A 25,259-nucleotide genomic window follows, 5' to 3' on the forward strand; every position below is an offset into this window, starting at 1 on the left:
TTAGCCTTGTCTTTGTTTAAATTTTGGGTTTTTCTTGTTGATTACAAATAGAACGCCTTTTCTGCGTACGATTTTGCAATCAGCACTTCTTTTTTTAATTGATGCTCTAACTTTCATTTGAAATATTTATATTATTTTTAACAATAGCCAAATGGAGATCAGAAGATTCCATTTGGCATTTGTTTAATATCTAAATGTAATTCTCCCCTTCGAAAGATCGTAAGGAGACATTTCTAATTTTACCTTATCACCAGGTAATAGTTTAATATAATGCATACGCATTTTACCAGAGATATGAGCAATAAGAATATGCCCATTTTCCAGCTCTACACGGAACTGCGCATTCGAAAGTGCTTCCGTAATAACGCCATCCTGCTCGATATGTTTCTGTTTTGCCATAAATTAATATCCAGTCGATCTTGATAATTTAGACTGCATTAAGCCATCATAATGATGATTCAGCAGATAAGTGTTAATCTGTTGAACCGTATCTAATACTACCCCAACCATAATTAGCAATGAAGTTCCCCCGAAAAATAGGGCGAACGCATCTGTCTGAACAAGACTTCCATGCACTATTGCCGGAAGGACTGCAAAGATAGATAAAAATATTGCACCTGGCAAGGTAATTTTTGATAAAATATCATCCAAATAATCAGCAGTCTCCTTACCGGGTCTTACTTTAGGTACCAAACCTCCGTTTCTCTTTAAATCATCGGCCATTTGGTTTACCGGAATTGTAATTGCGGTATAGAAAAATGAAAAGATAATAATCAGTAATGCAAACAATACATTGTATTGCCAGCTGAAAACATTTTTGAAACCAGCAAGAAAAGTATTAGACTCATCAAATTTTGTCAGTAAACCAGGTACAAACATCAATGCCTGAGCAAAGATAATCGGCATTACACCAGCTGCGTTTACTTTTAATGGAATCCACTGTCTTGCTCCCTGCATAAGATTTTTATTTACACCTCCTCTTGCCTGAGCTCTGCTTACATACTGAATAGGAATTTTCCTTACCGCAACAGATAATACTACTGCTAAAAGAACTACCAACATCCAGAATATTACTTCAACAAGAATCATGATTGAACCCAATCCTCCTTTTCCGTTTTGTACTGCGATTTCCTGTACGAATGCTTCTGGTAATCTAGATAAAATACCTACCATAATAAGGATAGAAATACCATTTCCAATACCTTTATCGGTAATTTTTTCACCTAACCACATTGCAAATACAGAACCTGCCACCAAGATTACAATACTTGGCAACCAGAACATAATTGAATTAGGATCTACAAAATATGCAGACTGGAACTGAGCGTAAGGTAAGAACAACTGAGTAATAGAAGTTAAATAAGACGGTGCCTGTACAAGACAAACTCCGATTGTTAACCATCTAGTAATTTGATTCAATGTATTTCTACCAGATTCTCCGTCTTTTTGAAGTTTCTGAAGATAAGGGATAGCCATCCCCATCAACTGAACAATAATAGAAGCTGAAATGTAAGGCATAATCCCTAACGCCATTACAGAAGCGTGGCTGAAAGCTCCTCCTGTAAATGACGAAAGCAAGCCAAGGAGACCTGCTCCTTGCTTGTTACCGCCTTGATTTTTATAATGCTCTAAGAGATCACCTACTTCTGCAAGGTTAATTGCGGGAAGTGAGATGAAAGATGCGAATCTATACACAAGGATAATACCCAAAGTAAAGAGAATTTTATCTCTAAGTTCTTTAAGTCTCCAAATATTTTTGAGGGTTTGTATAAATTCTTTCATTAGTAATTATTATAAAGTAATTGCTTGACCACCTGCTTTAGCAATAAGCTCCTGAGCAGATTTAGTGAATTTGTCAGCTGTAATTGAAACCGCAGATTTCAATTCTCCTCTACCCATAATTTTCACTAATTCGTTTTTAGTAGCTAAACCGTATTGTACCAAAACTTCTTTTGTAATATCTCCTGTTACAGATTTATTTTCAATTAAAATTTGGATATCATCTAAGTTGATCGCTCTAAATTCTTTTCTGTTTACGTTTTTGAAACCAAACTTAGGTAGTCTTCTTTGTAAAGGCATCTGTCCACCTTCGAAACCGATTTTCTGAGAATAACCAGCTCTAGCTTTTTGACCTTTATGACCTTTTGTAGAAGTACCTCCTTTTCCACTACCTTGTCCTCTACCAATTCTTTTTGAACTAAATGTAGAACCTGCAGCAGGCTTTATGTTGTTTAAATTCATTTTAAAATTATTTTAAAAATTATTTTTGAACTTCAAGTAAGTGGCTCACTGCAGCTATCATTCCTAAAATAGAAGGTGTAGCTTCGTGCTCGATAACTTGGTGAAGTTTCTTAAATCCTAATGCTTCAAGCGTTCTCTTTTGGGTTTTTGTTCTACCAATAGCGCTTCTTACTTGCTTTACTTTAATTGTTGCCATTGTTTATTTATTAACCGTTAAACACTTTAGTTAGAGAAACTCCTCTCATTCTTGCAATTTCTTCTGGTCTTCTGATGTCTAACAATGCTTTGAAAGTTGCCTTTACCACATTGTGAGGGTTTGAAGATCCTTTAGATTTTGAAAGGATATCGTGAACACCAGCAGACTCAAGTACCGCTCTTACCGCACCACCTGCGATAAGCCCTGTACCGTGAGAAGCAGGTCTCAAGAAGATATCTGCACCACCGTATCTAGCTGAAGTCTGGTGAGGAATTGTATGGTTCATTACAGGAACTTTTACTAAGTTTTTCTTAGCGTCTTCTACCGCTTTAGCGATAGCAGAAGCAACTTCCTTAGATTTTCCTAAACCAAAACCGATAGTTCCAGCTTCGTCTCCTACAACAACAATTGCAGAAAATCCGAAAGCTCTACCTCCTTTGGTTACTTTTGTTACTCTATTTACAGCAACGAGACGATCTTTAAGTTCTAATCCTCCCGGTTTTACTCTTTCTATATTATCTAGTCCTAACATATTTCCGAAATTTAATGATTAGAATTTAAGTCCTCCTTCTCTCGCTCCGTCCGCTAAAGCTTTCACTCTACCGTGGTAAACGAATCCGTTTCTGTCAAATACAATATTTTCAATTCCTGCAGCAAGAGCTTTAGCAGCGATTGCTTTACCTACAGCAGCAGAAACTTCACTTTTTGTTCCGTTAGCATCTGCTCCTTTCTCTCTGGAAGAAGCTGAAGCTAAAGTTTTTCCGTCTTTATCGTTGATTAACTGAGCGTAAATTTCCTTATTACTCTTGTATACAGATAATCTTGGCAAATCAGCAGATCCAGAGATTTTTCCTCTTACTCTTCTTTTGATTCTTATTCTTTTTTCTAATTTACTTAGTGCCATTTTCTTAAATTTTATTAAGCAGATTTACCAGCTTTACGTCTAACAATTTCTCCTACGAATTTCACACCTTTTCCTTTGTAAGGTTCAGGTTTTCTGAAAGATCTGATCTTTGCAGCTACCATCCCTAGAAGTTGGTTATCATGAGACGTTAAAGTAATAATTGGGTTTTTACCTTTTTCAGTCAATGTATCAACTTTCACTTCGTTTGGAAGTTCTAAAACGATACCGTGAGAGAATCCTAAAGCCAACTCAAGTTTTTGACCTGTGTGAGAAGCTCTGTATCCTACCCCTACTAATTCCAGTTTCTTTTCGAAACCTGTATTTACACCAAGGATCATATTTGCGATCAACGCTCTGTATAATCCGTGAAGTGCTCTGTGTTGTTTAGCATCAGATGGTCTGTTAACAGTTAACTGACCGTCATTTTGCTCAATAGTAATTCCTTCTGTAAGCTCCTGAGAAAGTTCTCCTTTAGGACCTTTTACTGTAACTACACCTTCTTTTTCAGAAACTGTAATACCAGCGGGAATTGTTATAATTGCTTTACCAATTCTTGACATTTTCCTTTGATTAAAAATTAATAAACATAGCAGATTACTTCACCGCCTACTTTTTCTTCTCTAGCTTTCTTGTCAGTCATTACTCCTTTAGAAGTAGAGATGATAGAAATACCCAAACCGTTCAGTACTCTTGGAAGTTCACCTGAACCTTTGTACTGTCTCAAACCTGGTCTAGAAGCTCTTTGGATAGATTTAATAGCTGGTTTGTTAGTTTGCTTGTCGTACTTCAAAGCGATTTTGATGTTTCCTTGAACAGCGCTATCTTCAAACTTGTAGTTTAAGATATACCCTTGATCAAATAAAATCTTTGTAATCTCCTTTTTGATTTTCGATGCAGGAATTTCCACCACTTTGTGGCCTGCGCTTTGTGCGTTCCTTACTCTAGTCAGGAAATCTGAAATTGGATCTGTTACCATTTCTTTGTTTTAAATTATTGGTTAAAGAACAATCAGTATTGAAGAGACTTGAAGATTAAAATATCAGACTTCAGAAAATCTTAGGTCTGATATTTATTTCTTTAGTTTCCCGACAACTTAATTGTCCCGATTTTTTTAATGAGTAATTAAAATTACCAGCTTGCTTTTTTAACTCCCGGGATAAGACCGTTGTTTGCCATTTCTCTGAAAGTTACTCTGGAAATACCAAACGTTCTCATGTATCCTCTTGGTCTACCTGTTAATTTACATCTGTTGTGTAATCTTACAGGAGAAGCATTTTTCGGTAATTTTTGAAGTCCTTCATAATCACCTGCTTCTTTTAAAGCTTTTCTTTTTTCAGCGTATTTAGCTACAGTAGCTTCTCTTTTGCGCTCACGCGCTTTCATTGATTCTTTAGCCATTTCTTAGTTCTTTTTGAACGGTAAACCGAAGTGAGTTAATAATGATTTCGCTTCTTTATCTGTTTTCGCAGTAGTAACGAAAGTAATGTCCATCCCCTGGATTTTCTTTACTTTGTCGATTACGATCTCAGGGAAGATAATCTGCTCAGTAATACCTAAGTTATAGTTTCCTCTACCGTCAAAACCGTCTGCTTTGATACCAGAAAAATCTCTGATACGTGGCAAAGCAGAAGCTGTAAGTCTGTCTAAGAATTCGTACATTTTGTTTGCTCTAAGAGTTACCTTAGCACCTACAGGCATACCTTTTCTTAATTTGAAAGCAGCTTCATCTTTCTTAGAGATCGTACCAACAGCCTTTTGACCGGTGATATTTGTAAGTTCTTCTACAGCATAATCGATGATTTTTTTATCAGCAGTAGCGTCTCCTAAACCTTGAGATAAAATAATTTTCTCAAGTCTTGGTACCTGCATTACTGATTTGTAACCAAATTCTTCCATCATTGCTGGAACAATTGTTTCTTTATATGCTTTTTTGGGTCTTGCTATAAATTCCATGTGTTATTTAATTATAAAGTTTCACCCGTTTTTTTGTTGATTCTTACTTTCTTATCTCCTTCGATTTTGTAACCGATTTTGATTGCTTTTCCGTCTTTACCAACTAAAGCTACGTTTGAGATATGGATAGAAGCTTCCTTTTCAGTAATTCCTCCTTGAGGATTTGAAGCTGAAGGCTTAACGTGTTTTTTAACGATGTTAAGTCCTGCAACGATTACTCTAGGATCTCTTCCTTCTTTTTTGATCACTTCAATAACTTCACCTGTGCTACCTTTAAGACCTTGCTTACCTGTAGTTACGATTACGTTATCTCCTCTTTTTATTTTTAACTTTGACATTTTCTTTTAAAAATTTTAAAAATTAAAGTACTTCAGGAGCTAATGAAATGATTTTCATATATTCTTTGTCTCTCAACTCACGAGCAACCGGTCCGAAAACACGTGTTCCTCTCATTTCTCCTCCAGCGTTTAGTAATACACAAGCATTGTCTTCGAATTTGATGTATGAACCATCTTTTCTTCTCACTGCTTTTTTAGTTCTTACTACAACTGCTTTAGATACCTGACCTTTTTTTGCGTTTCCTGATGGTGTAGAATCTTTAATAGTAACTACGATTTTATCACCAACTGAAGCATATCTTCTTCTGGTTCCTCCCAGAACTCTGATAACCAATACTTCTTTAGCACCTGTGTTATCAGCAACTTTTAATCTTGATTCTGTTTGTAACATGATTACTTAGCTTTTTCAATGATTCTTACTAATCTCCATCTCTTACTCTTGCTCAAAGGTCTAGTTTCAGAAATTAAAACTGTATCTCCTTCGTTGCATTCGTTGTTTTCGTCGTGTGCCGTATATTTTTTCGTTTTCAAAACGAATTTACCGTACATCGGGTGTTTTACTCTCGTAGTTTCGCTAACAACAATAGTTTTTTCCATTTTATTACTGGAAACCACTCCGATTCTTTCTTTTCTTAAATTTCTATCCATTGTAAAAAGGAATATTATTGTTTGTTAGTTAACTCAGTGTTTAATCTTGCGATTGTCTTTCTCAAATCTCTGATTTGGATCGGGTTTTCAAGTGGGCTGATTTTGTGAGCCAATTTCATTTTTGAAAATTGAGCTTTAGCTTCAGTCAATTTAGCTTGAACATCTTCCGCGCTTAGATTTTTAATTTCAGCTTGTTTCATTGTATTCAGAGATTAAAGAGGTTTAACAAAATCGTTAGCAACTACAAATTTAGTCGTAACTGGTAATTTCTGTGCAGCAAGTCTTAATGCTTCTTTAGCGATTTCGTAAGATACGCCTCCGATTTCGAACATAATTTTACCTGGTTTCACTACAGCTACCCAATATTCTACAGCACCTTTACCTTTACCCATCCTTACTTCGGCTGGTTTTTTAGTAATAGGCTTATCCGGGAATATTTTGATCCATAGCTGACCTTCTCTCTTCATATATCTTGTCGCAGCGATACGAGCAGCTTCGATTTGTCTTGCAGTGATCCAAGCACCTTCGTTAGCTTTGATTCCGAAAGTTCCATAAGCAAGTTGATTACCTCTCTGAGCAATCCCCTTCATTTTCATCTTATGAACTCTACGGAATTTGGTTCTTTTTGGTTGTAACATAATTTTAAATTTTAGATTTTAGAATTTAGATTTTAAAAAAGTAACGGTCATTTAAAAACTATCCTCTAAAATTTTATTAATTATTTTTTTTATCTCTTGAAGGTCTTCTGTTATCTCTGTCTCCTCCTCTTTCACGATCTCTGTTTCCACCACCTGAAGGACCACCTTTCTTCTGTTGTCCTACTAATGGCATAAGATCTCTCTTACCGTAAACTTCTCCTTTCATGATCCAAACTTTTACTCCTAATTTACCGTATTGAGTTAAAGCTTCACCGATATGATAATCGATGTCTGCTCTGAAAGTAGACAATGGGATTCTTCCGTCTTTGAAAGACTCAGATCTTGCCATTTCAGCACCGTTCAATCTACCAGAGATTTGAACTTTGATACCTTCAGCCCCCATTCTCATTGTAGAAGCGATAGCCATCTTTACAGCTCTTCTGTAAGAGATTCTGTTTTCGATTTGCTTAGCGATACTGTCTGCAACTAATACTGCATCAAGCTCAGGTCTTTTGATTTCGAAGATGTTGATTTGAATATCCTTTTTTGTAAGTTTCTTCAATTCTTCTTTCAACTTGTCAACTTCCTGACCTCCTTTACCGATGATTAATCCCGGTCTAGCAGTAGTGATTGTTACAGTTACTAATTTAAGTGTTCTTTCAATATAAATTTTTGAAATTCCACCTTTAGATAATCTTGCTTCAAGGTATCTTCTGATTTTGTAATCTTCAGCGATTCTATCACCGTAGTTTTTACCGCCAAACCAGTTAGAATCCCATCCTCTGATGATACCTAATCTGTTACCAATTGGATTTGTCTTCTGTCCCATACCTTGAATTAATTTTCTTTTGTACCTAAGATTAGTGTAATGTGGTTTGATCTTTTTCTGATTCTGTACCCTCTACCTTGTGGAGCTGGTCTTAGTCTCTTCAATTGTCTTGCACTGTCTACAAAAATTTCTTTAACGATAAGGTTTGCTTCTTCAATATCAGCACCTTCGTTTTTAGACTGCCAGTTTGCCATTGCAGAAAGTAATACTTTCTCCAATTTGTTTGACGCGTCTTTTTTTGAATATTTTAGAATGCTTAAAGCTTTATCTACTTCTACTCCTCTGATGATATCAGCTACTAATCTCATTTTTCTTGGAGAAGACGGGCAATCATTGTGTAACGCTTTCGCTACATCTTGATTTGTTAATTTACGTGCTAATGCACTTTCTCTTTTTCTTGATCCCATGATTATCTGCTACCTTTGTTTTTGTTACCACCATGACCTCTGAAAGATCTTGTTGGAGAAAATTCGCCTAACTTGTGACCTACCATGTTTTCTGTAACATAAACCGGGATAAAAGATTTCCCGTTGTGTACAGCAATAGTTTGTCCTACGAAGTCCGGAGAGATCATCGATGCTCTAGACCAAGTTTTGATAACTGTTTTTTTACCAGCTTCCACATTTGCCTGAACCTTCTTATCTAAAGTATGATGAATGAATGGTCCTTTTTTAAGTGATCTTGCCATAATTATTTTCTTTTAGATACGATGTAACGGTTAGACACTTTGTTTTTCTTTCTAGTTTTATACCCTTTAGACGGCATACCGTTTCTAGATCTTGGGTGACCTCCAGAAGAACGTCCTTCACCACCTCCCATTGGGTGATCTACAGGGTTCATTACTACCGGTCTTGTTCTTGGTCTTCTACCTAACCATCTGCTTCTACCAGCTTTACCTGACACAGTTAACTGGTGGTCAGAGTTAGAAACAGATCCAATCATTGCGAAACATTCAGTAAGGATCATTCTAGATTCTCCTGAAGGCAACTTGATGATTGCATATTTTCCGTCTCTTGAAGTCAATTGAGCTGAAGAACCAGCACTTCTTGCTAAAATAGCACCTTGGCCAGGCTTCATTTCAACACAAGAAATTACAGTACCCAAAGGAATATTTTTCAATTTCATTGCGTTACCTACATTAGGCTCTACGCTTTCACCTGAAATAATTTTTTGGTCAACTTTGATTCCGTTTGGAGCGATGATATATCTCTTCTCTCCGTCTGCGTATTCAACTAAAGCGATGAAAGCAGTTCTGTTTGGATCGTATTCTACAGTTTTTACCGTTGCTTCAACATCATGCTTGTTTCTTTTGAAGTCGATAATTCTGTATTTCTTTTTGTGTCCACCTCCGGTGTAACGCATGGTCATTTTACCAGTTTGGTTACGTCCACCTGACTTTTTAATACCAACTGTAAGAGATTTCTCTGGTTTGTTGGTAGTAATTTCCTCAAAATTATTTACAATTCTGAATCTCTGTCCTGGGGTGATAGGTTTTAATTTTCTAACAGACATTACTATTATTTATAATTAATAATTAATTTACAGCAAAGATGTCGATTACTTCTCCTTCAGCAAGAGTGATAACCGCCTTTTTCAATTTGTTTGTCTTTCCTACTTGAAGACCTTTTTTAGTGTATTTCGAAGAAACTTTAGGAGCATAAATCATTGTTCTAACGTCTGCTACTTTTACACCATAAGCTTGCTCAATTGCATTTTTAATCTGGATTTTATTCGCCTTAGGTTGTACTAAGAAAGAATAAGCACCTCTTAAATCTGTAAGATAGTTTGCTTTTTCTGAAATAACTGGTTTAATAATTAGTGACATGATTTATTTCTTTAAATTTTCCTGGAATTTTTCAACTGCACCTTCTAAGAAAACGATCTCACCTGCATTAATTAAGTCATAAGAAGAAATTTCGTTGAATTTCATCACTTTAGTCTTAGGTAAGTTTCTTGAAGATAAATACACATTCTTGTTTGTTTCAGGAAGAATGAATAAAGATTTCTTATCGCTCAATGCCAATGCATTTAAGATAGTGACGAAATCTTTAGTTTTAGGAGCAGCAATGCTCAATCCTTCAACAATTCTGATACTGTTGTCTCTCATTTTCTGAGAAAGAACAGATTTTTTAGCTAATCTCTTAAGAGCTTTGTTCAATTTGAATCTGTAGTCTCTTGGCTTAGGACCGAATACTCTACCTCCACCTCTGAATGTAGGAGATTTAATATCACCGTATCTAGCAGAACCAGATCCTTTTTGCTTCTTAAGTTTTTTAGTAGAAGCAGTAATTTCGCTTCTTTCTTTTGATTTATGAGTACCTTGACGCTGTGCAGCAAGATATTGTTTTACTTCTAAGTAAACCGCGTGCTTATTTGGCTCAATTCCGAATACTGTTTCGTCTAGAGTTACTTTTTTTCCGGTTTCTTTTCCTGATGTATTTAATATTACTAGTTCCATTTTCTGATAATTACATAAGAATTTTTAGCTCCCGGAACAGCACCTTTTACTACTAAAAGATTTTGTTCTTGATCCACTTTTAATACCTGAAGGTTTTGTACAGTTACCTGCTTACCTCCCATTCTACCTGCCATTCTCATCCCCTTGAATACTCTAGAAGGATCTGATCCCGCACCGATTGAACCCGGAGCTCTTAATCTGTTGTGCTGACCGTGAGTAGCTTGCATTACACCTCCAAATCCGTGTCTTTTAACAACACCCTGGAAACCTTTACCTTTTGAAGTTCCTGTTACGTCAACAAATTCACCTTCAGCGAATAAATCAACTTTTACTTCTTCTCCTACTTTCACTTCGTCTACGAACTCTCTGTAGAATTCTACCAACTTAGCTTTAGGAGTTGAACCAGCCTTTTTAAAATGACCAGCTAACGCTTTACCAACGTTCTTTTCACTCTTGTCATCGAAACCTAACTGAACAGATTTGTACCCGTCCTTTTCAATGGTTCTGACCTGTAAAACTGAGCAAGGACCTGCCTGAATAACGGTACACGGCATATTTTTGCCGTTTTCGTCAAACAGAGAAGTCATCCCAATTTTTTTTCCAATAATACCTGACATTATTTATATAATATGTTATAAAATTTTCTTGTATTCACTTTCATTTTTCGGGTTCTCAAATAATTACCAAGTTTGAATTGGGCATATTCCTCCCCTAAAATGAGTGTGCAAATGTATGAATAAAATTTAATTTGACAAATATTTACTGCAAAATATTTTGATTTTTAATCATTTAGCAAATGGGCATCACTTTTTGATTAAATTTCTTTTAAATAATTTTTTAATTTCGAGCAAAAAGGAATATGAGAGCTCATTTTTTTCCTTCCTGTAATTTTAGATATAAAAAAAAGGAAATGCACATTTTGACTTTCTTAACACCAATAAACTCACCAGAAAAGAGAAATCAATATTAGAATACCTGTTGTGCATTTAAGGGGAAAATGTTAAATAAACTAAAAATCAATCACTTGTATTTCTTTGATAAACGAAGTGCCCTTGTTTTACTTTATTTCAGCATAGTTTTGGAGTTTCTTTCGTTTAACCTTGCGTTTATTTTATCGCAAAGGAAAAACAAAGAATTTAAATCAAAAAAGCTTTTTAAAGATAAACAAAGGCGTTTCACTTACGGAAGTAAACAAATTTGTAAATACACAACAGGTTTAGAATATATATTCCTCATGTAATTAAAATTTAAAAATCCCCAATCTGACGAATGGAGATTTTCTTAATTTAATATCATATCTTATTATTTAAGCTCTATCAGATTATAAGGTAATTTATTAGAATTCTTATACAGCTCTTTACCATCTGCATCAAATGCCTTTCCATGGAAAAAAGCAGGATTCTCATAATAACTTACTTCTATGCTTCTAAATTTCTCTTTAGATACTAAAAAGATTTTATCATCATTACGTATATAAATAGGTAAAGGCTTGTTATTAATTCCAACCGCTTCAAAAACGAAATCATTTTTAGAATCAGACATCTCTAATATCAAACCGGGCAGACCTTCAAATTTATAAGGACCATTATTGATGGGGATATCTTTCGTGTACCAAGCAGTATAAATCCTTCCGCCATACTCAAGGGTTGCTTTTTTACAATTATAATCTAAGATTTTTTTCGAACCTTCTTCCAGCTTCCAATTAAAATCGGGTTTTAGCTCATCATATTGATAAAGGTTTTTGAATCTGTCCTGTACAGTAAGAGTATCATCTTTTTTTACAATCACATTTGACCAAACAACTCTGATTTTTAATAATTCTTCAACTTCCGCGGCTCCTAAAAAATCTTTGTGATTATATTTTTGAACTATAGAATCATATCTCAATTGATTATAATCAAAAAATTTTGAAATATTTTTACCAACCTGAAGCAAGCAAACCGTTTCCCTTTTACTGGTCGACTTACTGTCATTACTAAATTTAACTTTGTAATAAATATTAGTAGTGCTTTTGCCTAATTCTTTAGTTTGAAGAGGCGTATTTTTAATAGAAAAGTCTGACTTAAATTTAATTTGACCATTTAATTGAAAAAATGAAAAAATCAAAATGAGAAAAATATTTTTCATAACAAATTTTTATATATCACCTAATAACAAGCAATACTGTTTATACAAACAGTATTGCTAATTTACGTTAACATTATCAACAAATTCAGATTGACTATACGATAGTAAATCTTAACCTGGATATGGCCCACATTGCTGGTCTGTGAAATAATTTGCATCTGCTGCAATTTGCTCAAAACTGGAATAGTGATTATTATCCAGATAAAAAACTTTTCCACACCAAGTTTCAACCTCAAGCCAATCGTGCGCCGGGAGTTTAGCACTCATTAATGTATACTGTACTTTGTCAGCACATACATCTTGATAATCACAAACATCTTTTCGGTTATCTTTTGCGCTAAGCATTCCTACAGCACTAAAAGCTGCAATAAAAAATAGTTTTTTCATAAAATAAAATGTATTAATCTTTAATGTGTGATAAAATTAAAAATAAAAATCGGAATAACAAATTTTTTTTTCAACACATGTTGATTTATTTTTTCATGTTAATTAAAGTCTGCTATTTTTTATTACTTTTGAAAACAAAAATATGCTATTCAGAAAAAAATCATTACCCATTTTTTTTTATGCAGTTTTAGCTTTCCTTTTAATTTCTTGTAATAAAAAAGAAAAACAGCTTCACACATTTTATTACTGGAAAACCAATCTTAATCTCAATTCTGTTGAGAAGAAAGCATTAGATCAATCAGGTAGTCCATTTTTATACACCCGATTTTTTGATGTAGACAAAATTAATGGGAAATTTGAACCGATTGCTGTCATTACGAAAGACAAAAATTTTGAAACAGATAAAAAAATCGTTCCGACTATTTTTATTACCAATCGTAGTTTCCAGAACATTCAAAAAGAAGAAATTATTTTTCTGGCTGAAAAAGTGAACGCTCAAATTCAAAAAGAAATTAAAGAATACGGTTTAAAAGTCAATAAAGAAATTCAAATAGATTGTGACTGGACCGTAGGAACGAAGAATGATTATTTTGAGTTTTTAAAACAATTAAAAAAGATTTCCGGAAAAGAAATCACCTGCACTTTAAGACTTCATCAGGTGAAAGATAAAATTTTAATGGGAATTCCGCCCGTTGAAAAAGTTTACTTAATGTGCTATTCCACTTCTTCGCCATTAGAAAACTCAGATAAGAATTCAATTTTAGATTTTAATATTCTGAAGAGTTACTTATCAAAACTGGAAGATTATCCGATCCGAAAAATTGAAGTCGCTCTTCCGATTTATTCGTGGGGAATCGTGACCAACCATTTGGGAAAACACAAACTCATCAATGCACTTTCGACAAAAGATTTAAATAATCCTGATTTCAAAAAGATTTCCGAGAATAAAGTTAAAATTTTGAAAGACGGCTTTTACTTCGGGAATTTCCTGAATAAAGGTTTTACAATAAAAATTGAAGAAATATCTGCAGAACAGCTGGAAAATGTCATTCAGTTTTTAAATAAAAAAATTGGTCCTTATACCATTATATATTATCAATTAGATAGTAAATTTGTAGAGGGCAGAAATTTTTGATGCTAAAACTACAATCTATAAATCCTACGGATCTCAAGAATTTACACAGATAAATTATTATTAAAGATAAATAAAATATGTGCAGATCGTGAGAGCCGGAAAAAACACCTAAATCAATATGAAAAAGTATATCTTAAGCTTTGCTGTCGCATCGCTTCTCTTTACCAAAACAGAAGCTTGCGCATGGTCTGATCCTGATCATGATTACTTTAATCTTTTTACGCAAAGCATTATAAAAGACAAATCTTATCTTCCATTTTTACATAATTACTCAGACCGGTTTTACACCAATTATAAACCTTCACAGATTCCTGATGAGAATATTGAAGACTGGAGAAAGTTTTTTGGAAATCAATTGAGTTATACTGAGACTAATTATCTGGTAAACAAAATAAGCCTAAATGACTTAAACGAATTAAAAAAAGGAACACCAAATAATCAGTTTTTAAACAAATTGGGAACTGGTTTCTATGCTAAATATCGTGAAGCTGTTGATTATTTAATTGAAGCAAAATATCTTGAACCTTATATGAGAATTAATTTTGTAGAAGGTGCAGATTCTTTTTATTACAGAGAAAACGAAAATGATAAAAACGCAACGAAATTAGATTACAACAAAACTATTTCTGCACTTACTTCATTATATAACGCCGCAAAAAATCCTGAGATCAAACAGCGATACGGTTATCAGTTAGTAAGATTTAATCATTACACGAGAAATTATGATGCTGCAGTTCAGGCTTTCAAAACATATGTACAGCCCATCAAATTGAAAGGTGCACCTTATTATATGGCGCTCGATCAATTGGCGGGAGCTCAAAGAGGACTTCAAATGGGAAATGAGGCCAACTGGAATTTTTTTCAGGTTTTTATGAATTCTAAAAGCTGTAAAGAATCTTCTTTTGTCTCGATGAAACTTTCAGATTCGGCTTCTTTCAACAATATTATGAAGAGAGCAGGAACGAATGAAGAGAAAAATATGGCGTATTTTCTTTTAGGATATGAAGATTTTACCAACCCGATTACTATGATGGAAAAGATGTACGACATCGATCCTGATTCTGAAATCCTGAAAGTGATGGCTGCAAGAAGTATTAATGAACTGGAAAGAAATTATCTTCCGACTTATTATTACGCTTCAAAAGATTCAAATAAAAATTCAGATCAAAAAGATAACAATTCTACCGCCACAAAAACAGAAGTAAAGAAAGAGGAGCTGAGTTTCTGGCAAAAAATTGTTCTTTTTTTCAAAAATCTTTTTGGCGGAAAGAAATCTGGCAAAACCGATTCAAAATCTGAACAAAGTAATGATGAACTCTTCGAAAACCCGGACAGAATACCAACTTTTGTAAAAAACAATTCTTATTACTGGTCTGAAGATCAAAATCAAAAAGATTTCATTGATGATCTTGAAAAATTCACTGCCAAAACGAAAGAAAAGTCTAAAGACGAATATTGGCAGATTGCCGATGCTTATTTAAAATTTCTTAAAAAAGATTATAAAAAAAGCAGCGATATTTTATCAGATATAAAAACCAATAACCCTGAATATCTTGAGGAAATCAAGAGAATGAAAGTTTTAAATGATATTGTTTCGCAGCCGAAAATTGATGCTGAATATGAAGACCACTTAATGAAAGATTATGCCGAATACTTTATTGAAAAAACACCGGTAAAAAAAGACAGCACAGAAATTAATGACTATGATTATTATGGTGAAGCTCCTTCAACTGCAGATTTTCTGAAAGATGTTTTGGCAAACCGTTATTTTCTTCAAGGTGAAGATGGAAAATCTTTCCTGATGAACAATAAGCTTTCAGATTTACAGTACAACCCAAACTCAAGCTTGGTAAAAAGCGTGGAAGAGTTTTACAGAAAGCCTGACAAAACGCGATTCGAGCAACAAATTATTGCCAAAAATCTAGATGATGTAGGAAACATTGATGCATTCTTTGCCGACATTTATGGCGACAGAGCAATGAGACTGGCCGATTTTGATAAAGCTAAATCTTATTATCAAAAAGCACTAAAATTCTCAGGAATTCCGAGAGATAATTATGAAACGTACAATCCTGAAACCGGGAAATATGAAAAACTGGTTTACAATGGTGAAAACTATGATGGTTACAACAATATTCCGAGTCTTGTTTTCGGACACAACAATTGGGAAAGTTTCCAGAGTTCTGATGCCGAAAGTATGAAAGCGGAAGATTATTCTGCATTTCCTTTCATCAAAACCAAAATGAATAAAATGGAACTAGCCGATGCACTCGTTCAGCTTAAAAAAATAGGAACAGGAAAAGATACAAAAGCCGCACAAGCCAATCAACTTATTGGTAATGTTTTATACAACACTTCAATTCTCGGTTATTACAGACAGCTTTTCGTGATGGATGTTGACAACAGCAACGGTGGGAAATACGATTTCTGGTCAACGGAAAGACAAAATCCTTTTCAATATTATTATAAAGATTTTACAAATACCACTTTCATAGAACCGGATAATTTTGATTTGGCAATTAATTATTACAAAAAAGCATATGATCTTTCGACCGACAGAGAACAGAAAGCGAGAGTTTTGTTCCAAATGGCAAGTGCAGAGCAGGGAAAATATTATCAGTACGAAGCAAAACATCAAATCAACATCGATTACTCCGATCCGAAATGGTCTGAGAAAAATGACAGCTATGAAAAACAAATGGGTGATCTGAAAAATCAAAAATACAGAACCTACTTTACCCAACTGAAGTCTCAGTTTTCAAATACCGAAACAGCGAGAACACTTTTGGGAAGCTGCAGTTATTTCGATTACTTTATGAAGAGATAAAATTTTAACAAAAAAAGGAATCAAGTGGATTCCTTTTTTTGTTTTTGCAGCCAATCTTGGTGTCTTTTTTTAAAAGATTCATGCTTATAATCCTGATTTCTTTTTGCTGCATCAATTGAATGAGAGGCATGAATATCTTCATCATCTTCAGCGAAATCAGACAATTTTTCATAGTAACAGTGTAATTGATCAAGCTCCTTTTCTGTGAGATCTTCAATATCTACGATTCTGTTACTGGCTTTTTCGTTAGCGGCAATCAATTCATTCAGTTTTATCTGAATCGCTTTTGAATCTTTATTCTGAGATTTTTGAATAAGGAAAACCATGAGAAAAGTAATGATGGTAGTTCCCGTATTGATAACCAATTGCCAGGTTTCGGAATAATTAAAAACAGGCCCGGAAACTCCCCAAATTACAACAATTGCAACCGCTCCCAAAAAAGCATAAGAACTACCCGTAAATTTTGTTGCCCAATTGGCAAATTTTTCAAAAACACTTTTATCTGATGTAGACATTTATTTTTTAATTAAAAATACAAAAAAACACTTACCCATTAAGATAAGTGCTCATAATAACTTTCATCATCCAGAAACTTTATGCTTAAAATAAAAAATATGGTTATTAGTTTTTATCGATTACTAGACATTTCGTTTCCTTAAATTTTTTCTTTAAAAAATCATTTATTAAATTTAATCTCTCAAAGATTATCTCATTACGTGTAAGACTAATCAAAAATAAAGGTTATATGATAAAAAAAACAAAATCCAGGGGTGGACAACACAGTGGACAATTTATAAAAAATTATTTATCAATAACTTACAATTTAAAATTCTGCACATAGACTCTCTATTTCTGTAGAATATAACGCTTTAATAAAAAGATTTAAAAAAAACTCATCGTGAAAATTAAAATCTATGGTGAAATTTTTATCATTTTTAGCTCTCATTTTCTTTAGTGCATGTTTCAGTGCACAGATTTTCTTTAGGTCAGATCATTCACTGTCTGACAAAAAAATAATTGATGAAATTGCGCGTCGGTATCCTGATTTTAAGAATAAAACAACAAAAGATTTTTCTGATTTTATTGATCATTATACCCGAAAAAATACTTTAAAGAACCAGAAAGTAAAAGAAATTGTAACCAGTGTTTTTGCAGCATTGAAAACCGCAGAAAAAAGAGACCAGCTCAACTTCACCACCAATCATCTTTTTGAAAAAGCAATAGCCGATTCTCGATCGCAGAAAAGAATTGATCTTGAAATCTGGGCTTCACTGCATTATGCGTTTTACTTCTATACTTACCGGAAGTATGAAAAGTCTTTTCCTCTTTTTATGTTTTGTATTAAAAATTTAGATAAAACAGAAGATGAAAATATAATTCAAATCAGTGAAACCTATAAAAAGATTGCTTATTTTCTCACTACAACCGATGAATTTGCCAAAGCTGAGGAGTATTTGAAGAAAGCTGAAAAATATGCTGAACCAAACAGCAGCGAGCTGGCAAGTATTCTGAACACTTTAGGACATTGCAGTGCAAAAACGAATAAATTATCAGAAGCTAAAAATTACTTCGAACAGACTTTACGAATTGCTGAAAAAAGTGGCGATGAAGTACGTTACGCCAAAGCCTTAGGAAGCTTAGCTGAAATTGAATTCAGAAAGAAAAATTATAAAAAAGCAATTTCACTTTTAGAAAAAGACATTGAAATTTCTGAGAAAAATGAAAATAATCAGAATACAATGTATGCTTTAACGGTTTTGAGTAAAGTTTATTTTGAAATAGGTAACCTTAAAACTGCTGAAAAATATCTTGAAGAAGCTAAACATTATTCTCAGTCTAAATCTTATTTCAGAAGTTCAGAATTTGGGATTAACGAAATGATTTTGAAAATTGCCGAAATGAAAGGCGATGAAAAAACAGAGCTTCATGCAAGAAGACGACTCGAACAACTGAAAGATTCTCTTAAAGATTATGACGGAAAAGAAACAATTTTAAAAGTTGGCTGGGAATCTCAAAAAAAACAGCTTCAGCTAAAAGTTCAGATGGAACAGGCAAAACAGGAGAAAGAGTCTTACATGAAAATTGCAGCCATAGTTGTCTGTTTTCTTCTTATTTTAACCATTATTTTCGTTATTCGCTCTTACCGTCACAAAATGAAAAGTAAAAAAAGCGAGTACGAAACGAAAGTTCTGAGTCTTTTAGTCGATAAAATAAAATCTGAAAATAAGCTGAATACAACTCATAAAACCATTCATTCTTATCAGATTTACCTTGCCGAAAAAAATAAACAAATCGAAGAACTTGAAAAAGAAATGGAGAAAGTGAAAAATTCGTCTTTTTCTGAGCTCGAAGAAAAATCGGGTGAGTTACAAAAACTATTAGAATCTCACTTGATGACTGATGAAAACTGGAAAAATTTCAGAAATGCCTTCATACAAAGATATCCGGAACAATATAAAGAACTCATTGGTCAACATCCGGATCTTACTGATTCTAATATGCGAATCATCATTCTAACCAAACTAAATATGAATAATACGGAAATATCGCGTCTTTTGGGTGTTACTTTAGATGCTGTAAAAAAGGCGAAACACCGTCTCCGCAAAAAGTATGAAAATGATTACGAAAGTTTATTTAAACAAATTCAATAAAGTTATTTTACAGGATATTTAACTCCTTTATCAATCTCGATAGGGTTATTTTCTTTAAGCATTGTTTTTCTTCTTTCATCAGACATTCCTTTTATCTGGTCTAAACTTTTTATCTGGACTCCCATTACATAAAATGTATTTTCGGGATTGGTATTAGACTTAAATGATTCTGCAATATCATGCAAAGGATTGTTGTAAAGCTCTAACTGTTTTTTAGCAATGATTTTTTCAGAAACAAAAATCGGTTTTTTTCCAGCAAAAATTTCAAGAAAATGAGTTTCATAAGTCTTGGGAAATTTCATGCTTTTTACGAGTTTAAAAATGAAATTTTTCTTTTCATCTTCAATTTCGAAAATCAATCCGGGAAGTCCTCTGAATTTATATGGACCTTCATTCAAATTAACGTCTTTAGAAAACCACGCAATCCAGTTTCTTCCGCCGAAAGTGGTCGTTGCCTTTTGTAATTTGTATTGACCATCAATTTTTGTATCATTCAAGAGTTTCCAGGTCATTTTGTCGGTTGTTTTTAAAGAAAATAAATCATTAAGTAAAATCAAAGAAGTATTTTCAAAAGAATCTTTTTTTCTGATAATTGCTGGAAGATGATCATCCCATCTTGATCTTCTCTGACCACGAATCATATTTAAAGAATCGGTTTCAGCATACGAATAGGGGTAAAATTTAATATTATCGGGATTAATATCCAAAATCATATTTTCAGAAGCCAATTCTGTTGCTGTTGAATCTAATTTATAATGATACTGATAAATGAATCGATGTGTCTGAGCAGAGAAAAACAAGGGAAACAATAGAAGAATCAGTTTTTTCATATCTAAATTTTAATCAAAATTATCAATACTATTTGAATTAACTAATATCCTATTCTTTTAAATTTAACTTAAAAAAACAAAAAAAATCCCTCTTCTTTCGAAAAGGGATTTATATTTAAGGTGTTGCTAAAAGCTTCTGTCATCAGACTTTCATCTTCCAGCAGTTTTATCACACTTTAATTTCAACGTCAACTCCTGAAGGAAGTTCTAATTTCATTAGAGCATCAACAGTTTTAGAAGAAGAAGAGTAGATATCCATCAATCTCTTGTGAGCTGATAATTGGAACTGCTCTCTTGCTTTCTTGTTTACGTGCGGAGATCTCAATACTGTGAAGATTCTCTTGTTCGTAGGCAATGGAATTGGCCCGTTTACAACAGCACCAGTAGCCTTTACCGTTTTTACGATTTTCTCAGCAGACTTGTCTACCAAGTTGTAATCGTAAGATTTTAATTTTATTCTGATTCTTTGTGACATTTCTTGTACTTTAAAAAATTAACCTTTTGCTTTAGCAATGATATCTTCAGCAACGTTTTGAGGAGTAGCCTGATATTTCTCTAATTCCATAGAAGAAGTAGCTCTTCCTGATGAAAGTGTTCTTAGAGTCGTTACATAACCAAACATTTCAGACAATGGAACTGAACCTTTGATTACAACGGCACCGTTCTTTTCTTCTTGTCCACTAATTGTACCTCTTCTCTTGTTAAGGTCACCAATAATGTTACCCATATATTCTTCCGGAGTTACAACTTCCAGTTTCATAATAGGCTCCATAATTACTGGCTTAGCAGCACGTCCCGCTTCTTTGAATCCTAATTTTGCAGCTAATTCGAAAGAAAGAGCATCAGAATCCACCGCGTGGAAAGATCCGTCTTTAAGAGTAACTTTAATACCTTCAACTTCGAAACCAGCCAAAGGACCGTTTTTCATTGCAGCTTTAAAGCCTTTTTCAATGGCAGGAACAAATTCTCTAGGAACGTTACCACCTTTGATCTCATTGATGAATTCTAAACCAACTTTACCTTCGTCAGCAGGCCCTAATTCAAATACAATATCAGCAAATTTACCTTTACCACCAGATTGTTTTTTGTAAACTTCTCTGTGTTGAGCAACTCTTGTTAAGTTTTCTTTGTATTCTACCTGAGGCTGTCCCTGGTTTACTTCAACTTTGAATTCTCTCTTCATACGATCTACAAGAATATCAAGGTGAAGTTCACCCATTCCTGAGATAATCGTCTGTCCAGAAGCTTCGTCAGTTTTAACCTGGAACGTAGGATCTTCTTCAGCTAATTTAGCCAGAGCATTACCCATTTTATCCTGGTCAGCTTTTGTTTTAGGTTCTACAGCGATACCAATTACAGGATCTGGGAAAACCATCGATTCTAAAACGATTGGGTTTTTCTCGTCACACATTGTATCACCGGTTTTGATAGATTTGAAACCTACAGCTGCACCAATATCTCCTGCTTCAATATATTCTACAGGATTTTGTTTGTTAGCGTGCATCTGATAGATTCTTGAGATTCTTTCTTTATCACCTGAACGAGTGTTCAAGATATAAGAACCTGCATCTAGTCTTCCAGAGTATGCTCTGAAGAATGCCAATCTTCCTACGAAAGGATCGGTAGCAATCTTAAATGCTAATGCTGCGAAAGGCTCATCTACAGATGGTTTTCTTGTAATATCAAGATCTGTTCTTGGGTCTGTACCTTTGATATCGTCTTTATCCAATGGAGAAGGCAAGTATTTACATACTGCATCCAACATAAACTGTACTCCTTTATTCTTAAATGAAGAACCACAAGTCATTGGGATAATAGAAAGATCAATAGTAGCTTTTCTAAGAGCTTCGTTGATTTCTTCTTCTGAGATTGAATCCGGATCTTCGAAGAATTTCTCCATCAAAGTATCATCATAATCAGCAACAGCTTCAACTAATTTCTCTCTGTATTCCAGAACTTCAGCTTTCATGTCTTCCGGAATTGGAACTACCTCGAAAGTAGCACCTTGCCCAGCTTCGTCCCAAACGATCGCTCTGTTTTTAATTAAATCTACTACACCTTTGAAATCTTCTTCAGCACCGATTGGTAAAACGATTGGAACTGCGTTTGATCCCAACATTGTCTTAACCTGGTTTACCACGTTAAGGAAGTCAGCACCTTGACGGTCCATTTTGTTTACGAATCCCATTCTAGCAACTTTATAGTTGTCAGCAAGTCTCCAGTTTGTTTCAGACTGAGGCTCTACTCCGTCTACTGCAGAGAAAAGGAATACCAAACCATCCAATACTCTCAAAGATCTGTTTACTTCTACAGTGAAGTCAACGTGTCCCGGTGTATCGATGATGTTGAAATGGTAAGGTTTAGTTTCAGCAACAGGTTTTCCCTGGTCTGTAGGGAAGTTCCAAGAACAAGTAGTTGCAGCAGAAGTAATTGTAATACCTCTTTCAGCTTCCTGCTCCATCCAGTCCATTGTAGAAGCACCATCGTGAACTTCACCAATTTTGTGGTTTACCCCTGTATAGAATAAAATTCTTTCTGTAGTGGTTGTTTTACCGGCATCAATGTGCGCAGCAATACCAATATTTCTTGTAAATTTAAGATCTCTACCCATTTCAGATTAGAATTTAAAGTGTGAAAACGCTTTGTTAGCTTCCGCCATTTTGTGAGTATCACTCTTCTTTTTGTAAGCAGCACCTTCTTCTCTAGAAGCCGCTACAACTTCGTTAGCTAATTTCAAAGCCATAGACTTATCATTTCTCTTTTTAGAGTAGCTAATTAACCATTTCATTGCCATAGAAATTTTTCTATCCGCTCTGATTGGCATAGGAATCTGAAAGTTAGCTCCACCTACTCTTCTAGAACGTACTTCTACGTGAGGCATAACATTTGTTAATGCATCTTTCCAGATTTCCAGTGCAGTTTTTTCAGTTTCTCCTTTTTTAGTTTCTACGATGTCTAATGCATCGTAAAATATTTTGAATGCGATTGACTTTTTACCATCAAGCATCAAGTTGTTTACGAATCTAGTTACCAATTGATCATTAAACTTTGGATCTGGTAACAACGGTCTTTTTTTCGCTTTTGTCTTTCTCATTGTTTCTGTACCTTATTTAATGATTATTTTTTCTTTCCTTTAGCCGGTGCAGCTGCAGCTTGACCTGGCTTAGGTCTCTTAGCTCCGTACTTAGATCTTCTCTGTGTTCTTCCGCTTACTCCAGCAGTATCCAACGCACCTCTTACGATGTGGTATCTTACTCCTGGTAAATCTTTTACTCTCCCCCCGCGTACCAATACTATCGAGTGCTCTTGAAGATTATGTCCTTCACCTGGGATATAGGCGTTAACTTCTTTACCGTTTGAAAGTCTTACCCTTGCAACTTTTCTAAGTGCAGAGTTAGGTTTCTTAGGTGTGGTAGTATATACTCTCGTACATACACCTCGTCTTTGTGGACAAGAATCAAGGGCAGCCGATTTACTCTTCTTGGTAAGTGCGACTCTTCCTTTTCTAACTAATTGTTGAATAGTAGGCATTTAATTGCTTTTATTTTAGGGTGCAAAAGTAGTAATAATTTTTTAATTGACAAGTAGTTGCAAATAAATTATTTACATTATTAAAAATTAATTCACAGAAACTTATGTTCTCATTTAATTATTTTCTGAAGAAATTATTGCGTAGGAAAATTTATTTCAGAGGTGTATAAAACTTTAGATTTATCTTTTACCGTGTCTTCCATCAACCATTTAATTTTTGGGTTTACAGATCCAATTATATTTTCTTTAATGCTTCCCACCTGCTTTCCTGTATGAATGTACTTGAAAGATTTATTTATTACAGGAATATGGTAAGTTGTAGTGGTGATTTTATTTTTTTCATCATTAAACAAATACTTCTTACCAGCGAAACGTAACATTTGAGGTTCAATTTTACTTTTATTTTGCAGAAAATTACTGGCATCCTTAATATTATAAGCAGCAAGAAATAAAAAGAAGAAGCATCCGAATCTCCAAATCCATTTATCTGATATTGAATATTTAAAATACAAAATGAGAAATGAGAAAAACAAGGCAAAATTAGCAGCAGCTAACATCCTTACATTCATTTCTTCTATCTGTTGAAACCAACCCGAACCCAACAGAGCTATTGAATATATAAATGTCATAATCCACAACAGTACATGAAAATAAGAGTTTGAATCATTTTTAGCCTTTCTGAAAAATTTACACATATAAACGAACAGACCAACATCTAACAGAAATACTAAAACTTGAAATCCTATACTTAAAAAACTATTTGAAGCCGGCTTAATCCCAATAAAAGGATCCACCACATTGGTTACACCCAAAATACTCCTTACTATAAATATTGAAGATCTTCCCATCGGACCACCTCGTAAATTCTCACCTGTAAAACTTCCGAAATGCAAATAATTAAACAGCAAATACGAACCAATTCCAAATCCGGATAAAAACACAAACAACATGAAAGGTTTGAAATACACTTTGGTTTTCAGCTCAAAAAACATCAACAAAAAGAAAACTAATATTGATGCATATATATAAATACCGGAATATCTTACCCAAAACATAAAAATCAGCATTACAGAAGCATATATTGCATTTTGATAAGCTTTTTTTTCTTCAGAAAACAATTGATGCAAAAAGTAAAAAAGAAAATAAAAGAAAAATAAAAACGGAGCTTCAGAAATTGCTCCTGAAAAAACAAAAAAACAGGTCTTCCCCGTAAATAATAAAACCGTTTCTCTGAAATAAAACTTTTTAAAATATGAAAAACTTAAAATAGTAACTATAAAAAGCAGGCTAAGAATTCTACTCGCCCAAAACCAATCTCCGAAAATAGCAAAAACAATTCTCAACATCACAGGATAACCCAAAGGAAAAAGATTGGTTTCAGGATTTGGCAAATCAGCAGCAATACCAAAATACGAAAGACTATCGGCTCCAATTCCACCATTTGAAAAGAAAAAAGGCTGTATAAAATAGATGATTACTACTAAGACCGCCAAAACTTTGTACTTAAACATTGCTATCAGTTTATTTTTTCACAATAATAAGAAATCTTATTCAGACGAATTTCAA

Annotated in this window: 35 protein-coding genes; 3 read left to right on the forward strand and 32 right to left on the reverse strand. The window is 34.0% G+C overall.

The window, feature by feature from the left end:
* The 25 genes from rpmJ to ACOOWA_RS01125 all read right to left on the reverse strand — a co-directional run bounded on the left by rpmJ (position 1) and on the right by ACOOWA_RS01125 (position 12,719).
* Positions 1-117 (reverse strand): 50S ribosomal protein L36, encoded by a 117-nt coding sequence (gene rpmJ, locus ACOOWA_RS01005; RefSeq protein WP_007839480.1) that lies wholly within the window; start codon positions 115-117, stop codon positions 1-3.
* A gap of 66 nt (positions 118-183) precedes the next feature.
* Positions 184-399, reverse strand: coding sequence for a translation initiation factor IF-1 (gene infA / locus ACOOWA_RS01010; protein ID WP_027381317.1), 216 nt, complete (start codon positions 397-399; stop codon positions 184-186).
* 3 nt (positions 400-402) lie between these two features.
* Positions 403-1,782: a preprotein translocase subunit SecY gene (secY, locus tag ACOOWA_RS01015; protein ID WP_421372650.1), complete on the reverse strand. Its 1,380-nt coding sequence runs from the start codon at positions 1,780-1,782 to the stop codon at positions 403-405.
* 9 nt (positions 1,783-1,791) lie between these two features.
* A complete protein-coding gene (rplO, locus tag ACOOWA_RS01020; protein ID WP_421372652.1) occupies positions 1,792-2,241 on the reverse strand; it encodes a 50S ribosomal protein L15 in 450 nt (149 codons plus the stop codon).
* Between the two features lie 19 nt (positions 2,242-2,260).
* On the reverse strand, positions 2,261-2,437 hold the full coding sequence (gene rpmD / locus ACOOWA_RS01025) for a 50S ribosomal protein L30 (RefSeq protein ID WP_047442249.1): 177 nt from the start codon (positions 2,435-2,437) through the stop codon (positions 2,261-2,263).
* A 10-nt stretch (positions 2,438-2,447) separates the two neighbouring features.
* Positions 2,448-2,969 (reverse strand): 30S ribosomal protein S5, encoded by a 522-nt coding sequence (gene rpsE / locus ACOOWA_RS01030; protein WP_027387203.1) that lies wholly within the window; start codon positions 2,967-2,969, stop codon positions 2,448-2,450.
* A gap of 18 nt (positions 2,970-2,987) precedes the next feature.
* Positions 2,988-3,341 (reverse strand): 50S ribosomal protein L18, encoded by a 354-nt coding sequence (gene rplR, locus ACOOWA_RS01035; RefSeq protein ID WP_421372655.1) that lies wholly within the window; start codon positions 3,339-3,341, stop codon positions 2,988-2,990.
* A 14-nt stretch (positions 3,342-3,355) separates the two neighbouring features.
* Positions 3,356-3,901 (reverse strand): 50S ribosomal protein L6, encoded by a 546-nt coding sequence (gene rplF / locus ACOOWA_RS01040; protein ID WP_421372657.1) that lies wholly within the window; start codon positions 3,899-3,901, stop codon positions 3,356-3,358.
* Positions 3,902-3,918: 17 nt separating this feature from the next.
* A complete protein-coding gene (gene rpsH / locus ACOOWA_RS01045; RefSeq protein WP_421372659.1) occupies positions 3,919-4,317 on the reverse strand; it encodes a 30S ribosomal protein S8 in 399 nt (132 codons plus the stop codon).
* 152 nt (positions 4,318-4,469) lie between these two features.
* Positions 4,470-4,739 carry a 30S ribosomal protein S14 gene (rpsN, locus tag ACOOWA_RS01050; RefSeq protein WP_047442254.1) on the reverse strand — a complete coding sequence of 90 codons (270 nt, stop codon included), beginning with the start codon at positions 4,737-4,739 and terminating at the stop codon, positions 4,470-4,472.
* A 3-nt stretch (positions 4,740-4,742) separates the two neighbouring features.
* On the reverse strand, positions 4,743-5,294 hold the full coding sequence (gene rplE, locus ACOOWA_RS01055; RefSeq protein WP_421372662.1) for a 50S ribosomal protein L5: 552 nt from the start codon (positions 5,292-5,294) through the stop codon (positions 4,743-4,745).
* Between the two features lie 11 nt (positions 5,295-5,305).
* Complete coding sequence (rplX, locus tag ACOOWA_RS01060; RefSeq protein ID WP_421372664.1) at positions 5,306-5,632, reverse strand: 50S ribosomal protein L24; 327 nt, start codon at positions 5,630-5,632, stop codon at positions 5,306-5,308.
* Positions 5,633-5,654: 22 nt separating this feature from the next.
* Positions 5,655-6,023, reverse strand: coding sequence for a 50S ribosomal protein L14 (rplN, locus tag ACOOWA_RS01065; RefSeq protein ID WP_034684837.1), 369 nt, complete (start codon positions 6,021-6,023; stop codon positions 5,655-5,657).
* A gap of 2 nt (positions 6,024-6,025) precedes the next feature.
* Positions 6,026-6,280: a 30S ribosomal protein S17 gene (rpsQ, locus tag ACOOWA_RS01070; protein WP_034678021.1), complete on the reverse strand. Its 255-nt coding sequence runs from the start codon at positions 6,278-6,280 to the stop codon at positions 6,026-6,028.
* Between the two features lie 14 nt (positions 6,281-6,294).
* Positions 6,295-6,480: a 50S ribosomal protein L29 gene (gene rpmC, locus ACOOWA_RS01075; RefSeq protein ID WP_267266470.1), complete on the reverse strand. Its 186-nt coding sequence runs from the start codon at positions 6,478-6,480 to the stop codon at positions 6,295-6,297.
* Between the two features lie 12 nt (positions 6,481-6,492).
* Positions 6,493-6,918: a 50S ribosomal protein L16 gene (rplP, locus tag ACOOWA_RS01080; RefSeq protein WP_421372668.1), complete on the reverse strand. Its 426-nt coding sequence runs from the start codon at positions 6,916-6,918 to the stop codon at positions 6,493-6,495.
* Between the two features lie 76 nt (positions 6,919-6,994).
* Entirely contained in the window at positions 6,995-7,747 is a 753-nt protein-coding gene (rpsC, locus tag ACOOWA_RS01085; protein ID WP_421372671.1) for a 30S ribosomal protein S3, read from the reverse strand.
* Between the two features lie 8 nt (positions 7,748-7,755).
* Entirely contained in the window at positions 7,756-8,154 is a 399-nt protein-coding gene (rplV, locus tag ACOOWA_RS01090) for a 50S ribosomal protein L22 (RefSeq protein ID WP_267280717.1), read from the reverse strand.
* A gap of 2 nt (positions 8,155-8,156) precedes the next feature.
* Positions 8,157-8,435: a 30S ribosomal protein S19 gene (gene rpsS / locus ACOOWA_RS01095; RefSeq protein ID WP_267266473.1), complete on the reverse strand. Its 279-nt coding sequence runs from the start codon at positions 8,433-8,435 to the stop codon at positions 8,157-8,159.
* Positions 8,436-8,437: 2 nt separating this feature from the next.
* On the reverse strand, positions 8,438-9,259 hold the full coding sequence (gene rplB / locus ACOOWA_RS01100; protein WP_421372675.1) for a 50S ribosomal protein L2: 822 nt from the start codon (positions 9,257-9,259) through the stop codon (positions 8,438-8,440).
* A 22-nt stretch (positions 9,260-9,281) separates the two neighbouring features.
* On the reverse strand, positions 9,282-9,572 hold the full coding sequence (gene rplW, locus ACOOWA_RS01105; RefSeq protein WP_047442263.1) for a 50S ribosomal protein L23: 291 nt from the start codon (positions 9,570-9,572) through the stop codon (positions 9,282-9,284).
* 3 nt (positions 9,573-9,575) lie between these two features.
* Positions 9,576-10,205: a 50S ribosomal protein L4 gene (gene rplD, locus ACOOWA_RS01110; protein ID WP_421372677.1), complete on the reverse strand. Its 630-nt coding sequence runs from the start codon at positions 10,203-10,205 to the stop codon at positions 9,576-9,578.
* Entirely contained in the window at positions 10,196-10,822 is a 627-nt protein-coding gene (rplC, locus tag ACOOWA_RS01115) for a 50S ribosomal protein L3 (protein WP_267266476.1), read from the reverse strand. The genes rplD and rplC overlap by 10 nt, the downstream gene beginning before the upstream one ends.
* Before the next feature lie 685 nt (positions 10,823-11,507).
* Positions 11,508-12,332: a GLPGLI family protein gene (locus tag ACOOWA_RS01120; protein ID WP_421372679.1), complete on the reverse strand. Its 825-nt coding sequence runs from the start codon at positions 12,330-12,332 to the stop codon at positions 11,508-11,510.
* A gap of 111 nt (positions 12,333-12,443) precedes the next feature.
* Positions 12,444-12,719: a hypothetical protein gene (locus ACOOWA_RS01125; RefSeq protein WP_421372682.1), complete on the reverse strand. Its 276-nt coding sequence runs from the start codon at positions 12,717-12,719 to the stop codon at positions 12,444-12,446.
* Positions 12,720-12,861: 142 nt separating this feature from the next.
* Here ACOOWA_RS01125 and ACOOWA_RS01130 point away from each other — a divergent pair, with 142 nt between their 5' ends.
* On the forward strand, positions 12,862-13,854 hold the full coding sequence (locus ACOOWA_RS01130) for a hypothetical protein (protein WP_421372684.1): 993 nt from the start codon (positions 12,862-12,864) through the stop codon (positions 13,852-13,854).
* 118 nt (positions 13,855-13,972) lie between these two features.
* Positions 13,973-16,681 carry a hypothetical protein gene (locus ACOOWA_RS01135; protein WP_421372686.1) on the forward strand — a complete coding sequence of 903 codons (2,709 nt, stop codon included), beginning with the start codon at positions 13,973-13,975 and terminating at the stop codon, positions 16,679-16,681.
* A 20-nt stretch (positions 16,682-16,701) separates the two neighbouring features.
* On the opposite strand, the gene ACOOWA_RS01140 is transcribed toward ACOOWA_RS01135, so the two are convergent.
* Entirely contained in the window at positions 16,702-17,196 is a 495-nt protein-coding gene (locus ACOOWA_RS01140; RefSeq protein ID WP_421372688.1) for a low affinity iron permease family protein, read from the reverse strand.
* Between the two features lie 399 nt (positions 17,197-17,595).
* On the opposite strand from ACOOWA_RS01140, the gene ACOOWA_RS01145 reads away from it, so the two are divergent.
* Positions 17,596-19,332, forward strand: coding sequence for a tetratricopeptide repeat protein (locus tag ACOOWA_RS01145; RefSeq protein WP_421372692.1), 1,737 nt, complete (start codon positions 17,596-17,598; stop codon positions 19,330-19,332).
* A gap of 2 nt (positions 19,333-19,334) precedes the next feature.
* Here the strand turns inward: ACOOWA_RS01145 and ACOOWA_RS01150 are convergent, their stop codons facing one another.
* From ACOOWA_RS01150 to ACOOWA_RS01175, 6 genes are all read right to left on the reverse strand, one after another.
* On the reverse strand, positions 19,335-20,162 hold the full coding sequence (locus ACOOWA_RS01150; protein ID WP_421372693.1) for a GLPGLI family protein: 828 nt from the start codon (positions 20,160-20,162) through the stop codon (positions 19,335-19,337).
* 169 nt (positions 20,163-20,331) lie between these two features.
* Positions 20,332-20,637 carry a 30S ribosomal protein S10 gene (rpsJ, locus tag ACOOWA_RS01155; protein ID WP_002661363.1) on the reverse strand — a complete coding sequence of 102 codons (306 nt, stop codon included), beginning with the start codon at positions 20,635-20,637 and terminating at the stop codon, positions 20,332-20,334.
* Positions 20,638-20,655: 18 nt separating this feature from the next.
* Complete coding sequence (gene fusA / locus ACOOWA_RS01160) at positions 20,656-22,773, reverse strand: elongation factor G (RefSeq protein WP_421372694.1); 2,118 nt, start codon at positions 22,771-22,773, stop codon at positions 20,656-20,658.
* Positions 22,774-22,779: 6 nt separating this feature from the next.
* Entirely contained in the window at positions 22,780-23,256 is a 477-nt protein-coding gene (gene rpsG, locus ACOOWA_RS01165) for a 30S ribosomal protein S7 (protein ID WP_027387226.1), read from the reverse strand.
* A 23-nt stretch (positions 23,257-23,279) separates the two neighbouring features.
* Positions 23,280-23,693 carry a 30S ribosomal protein S12 gene (gene rpsL / locus ACOOWA_RS01170; RefSeq protein WP_027383325.1) on the reverse strand — a complete coding sequence of 138 codons (414 nt, stop codon included), beginning with the start codon at positions 23,691-23,693 and terminating at the stop codon, positions 23,280-23,282.
* 134 nt (positions 23,694-23,827) lie between these two features.
* Entirely contained in the window at positions 23,828-25,204 is a 1,377-nt protein-coding gene (locus ACOOWA_RS01175) for a hypothetical protein (protein WP_421372695.1), read from the reverse strand.
* Between the last annotated feature and the right edge of the window lie 55 nt (positions 25,205-25,259).

This window comes from Chryseobacterium sp. GP-SGM7 (assembly GCF_049166575.1).
Lineage (GTDB): Bacteria > Bacteroidota > Bacteroidia > Flavobacteriales > Weeksellaceae > Chryseobacterium.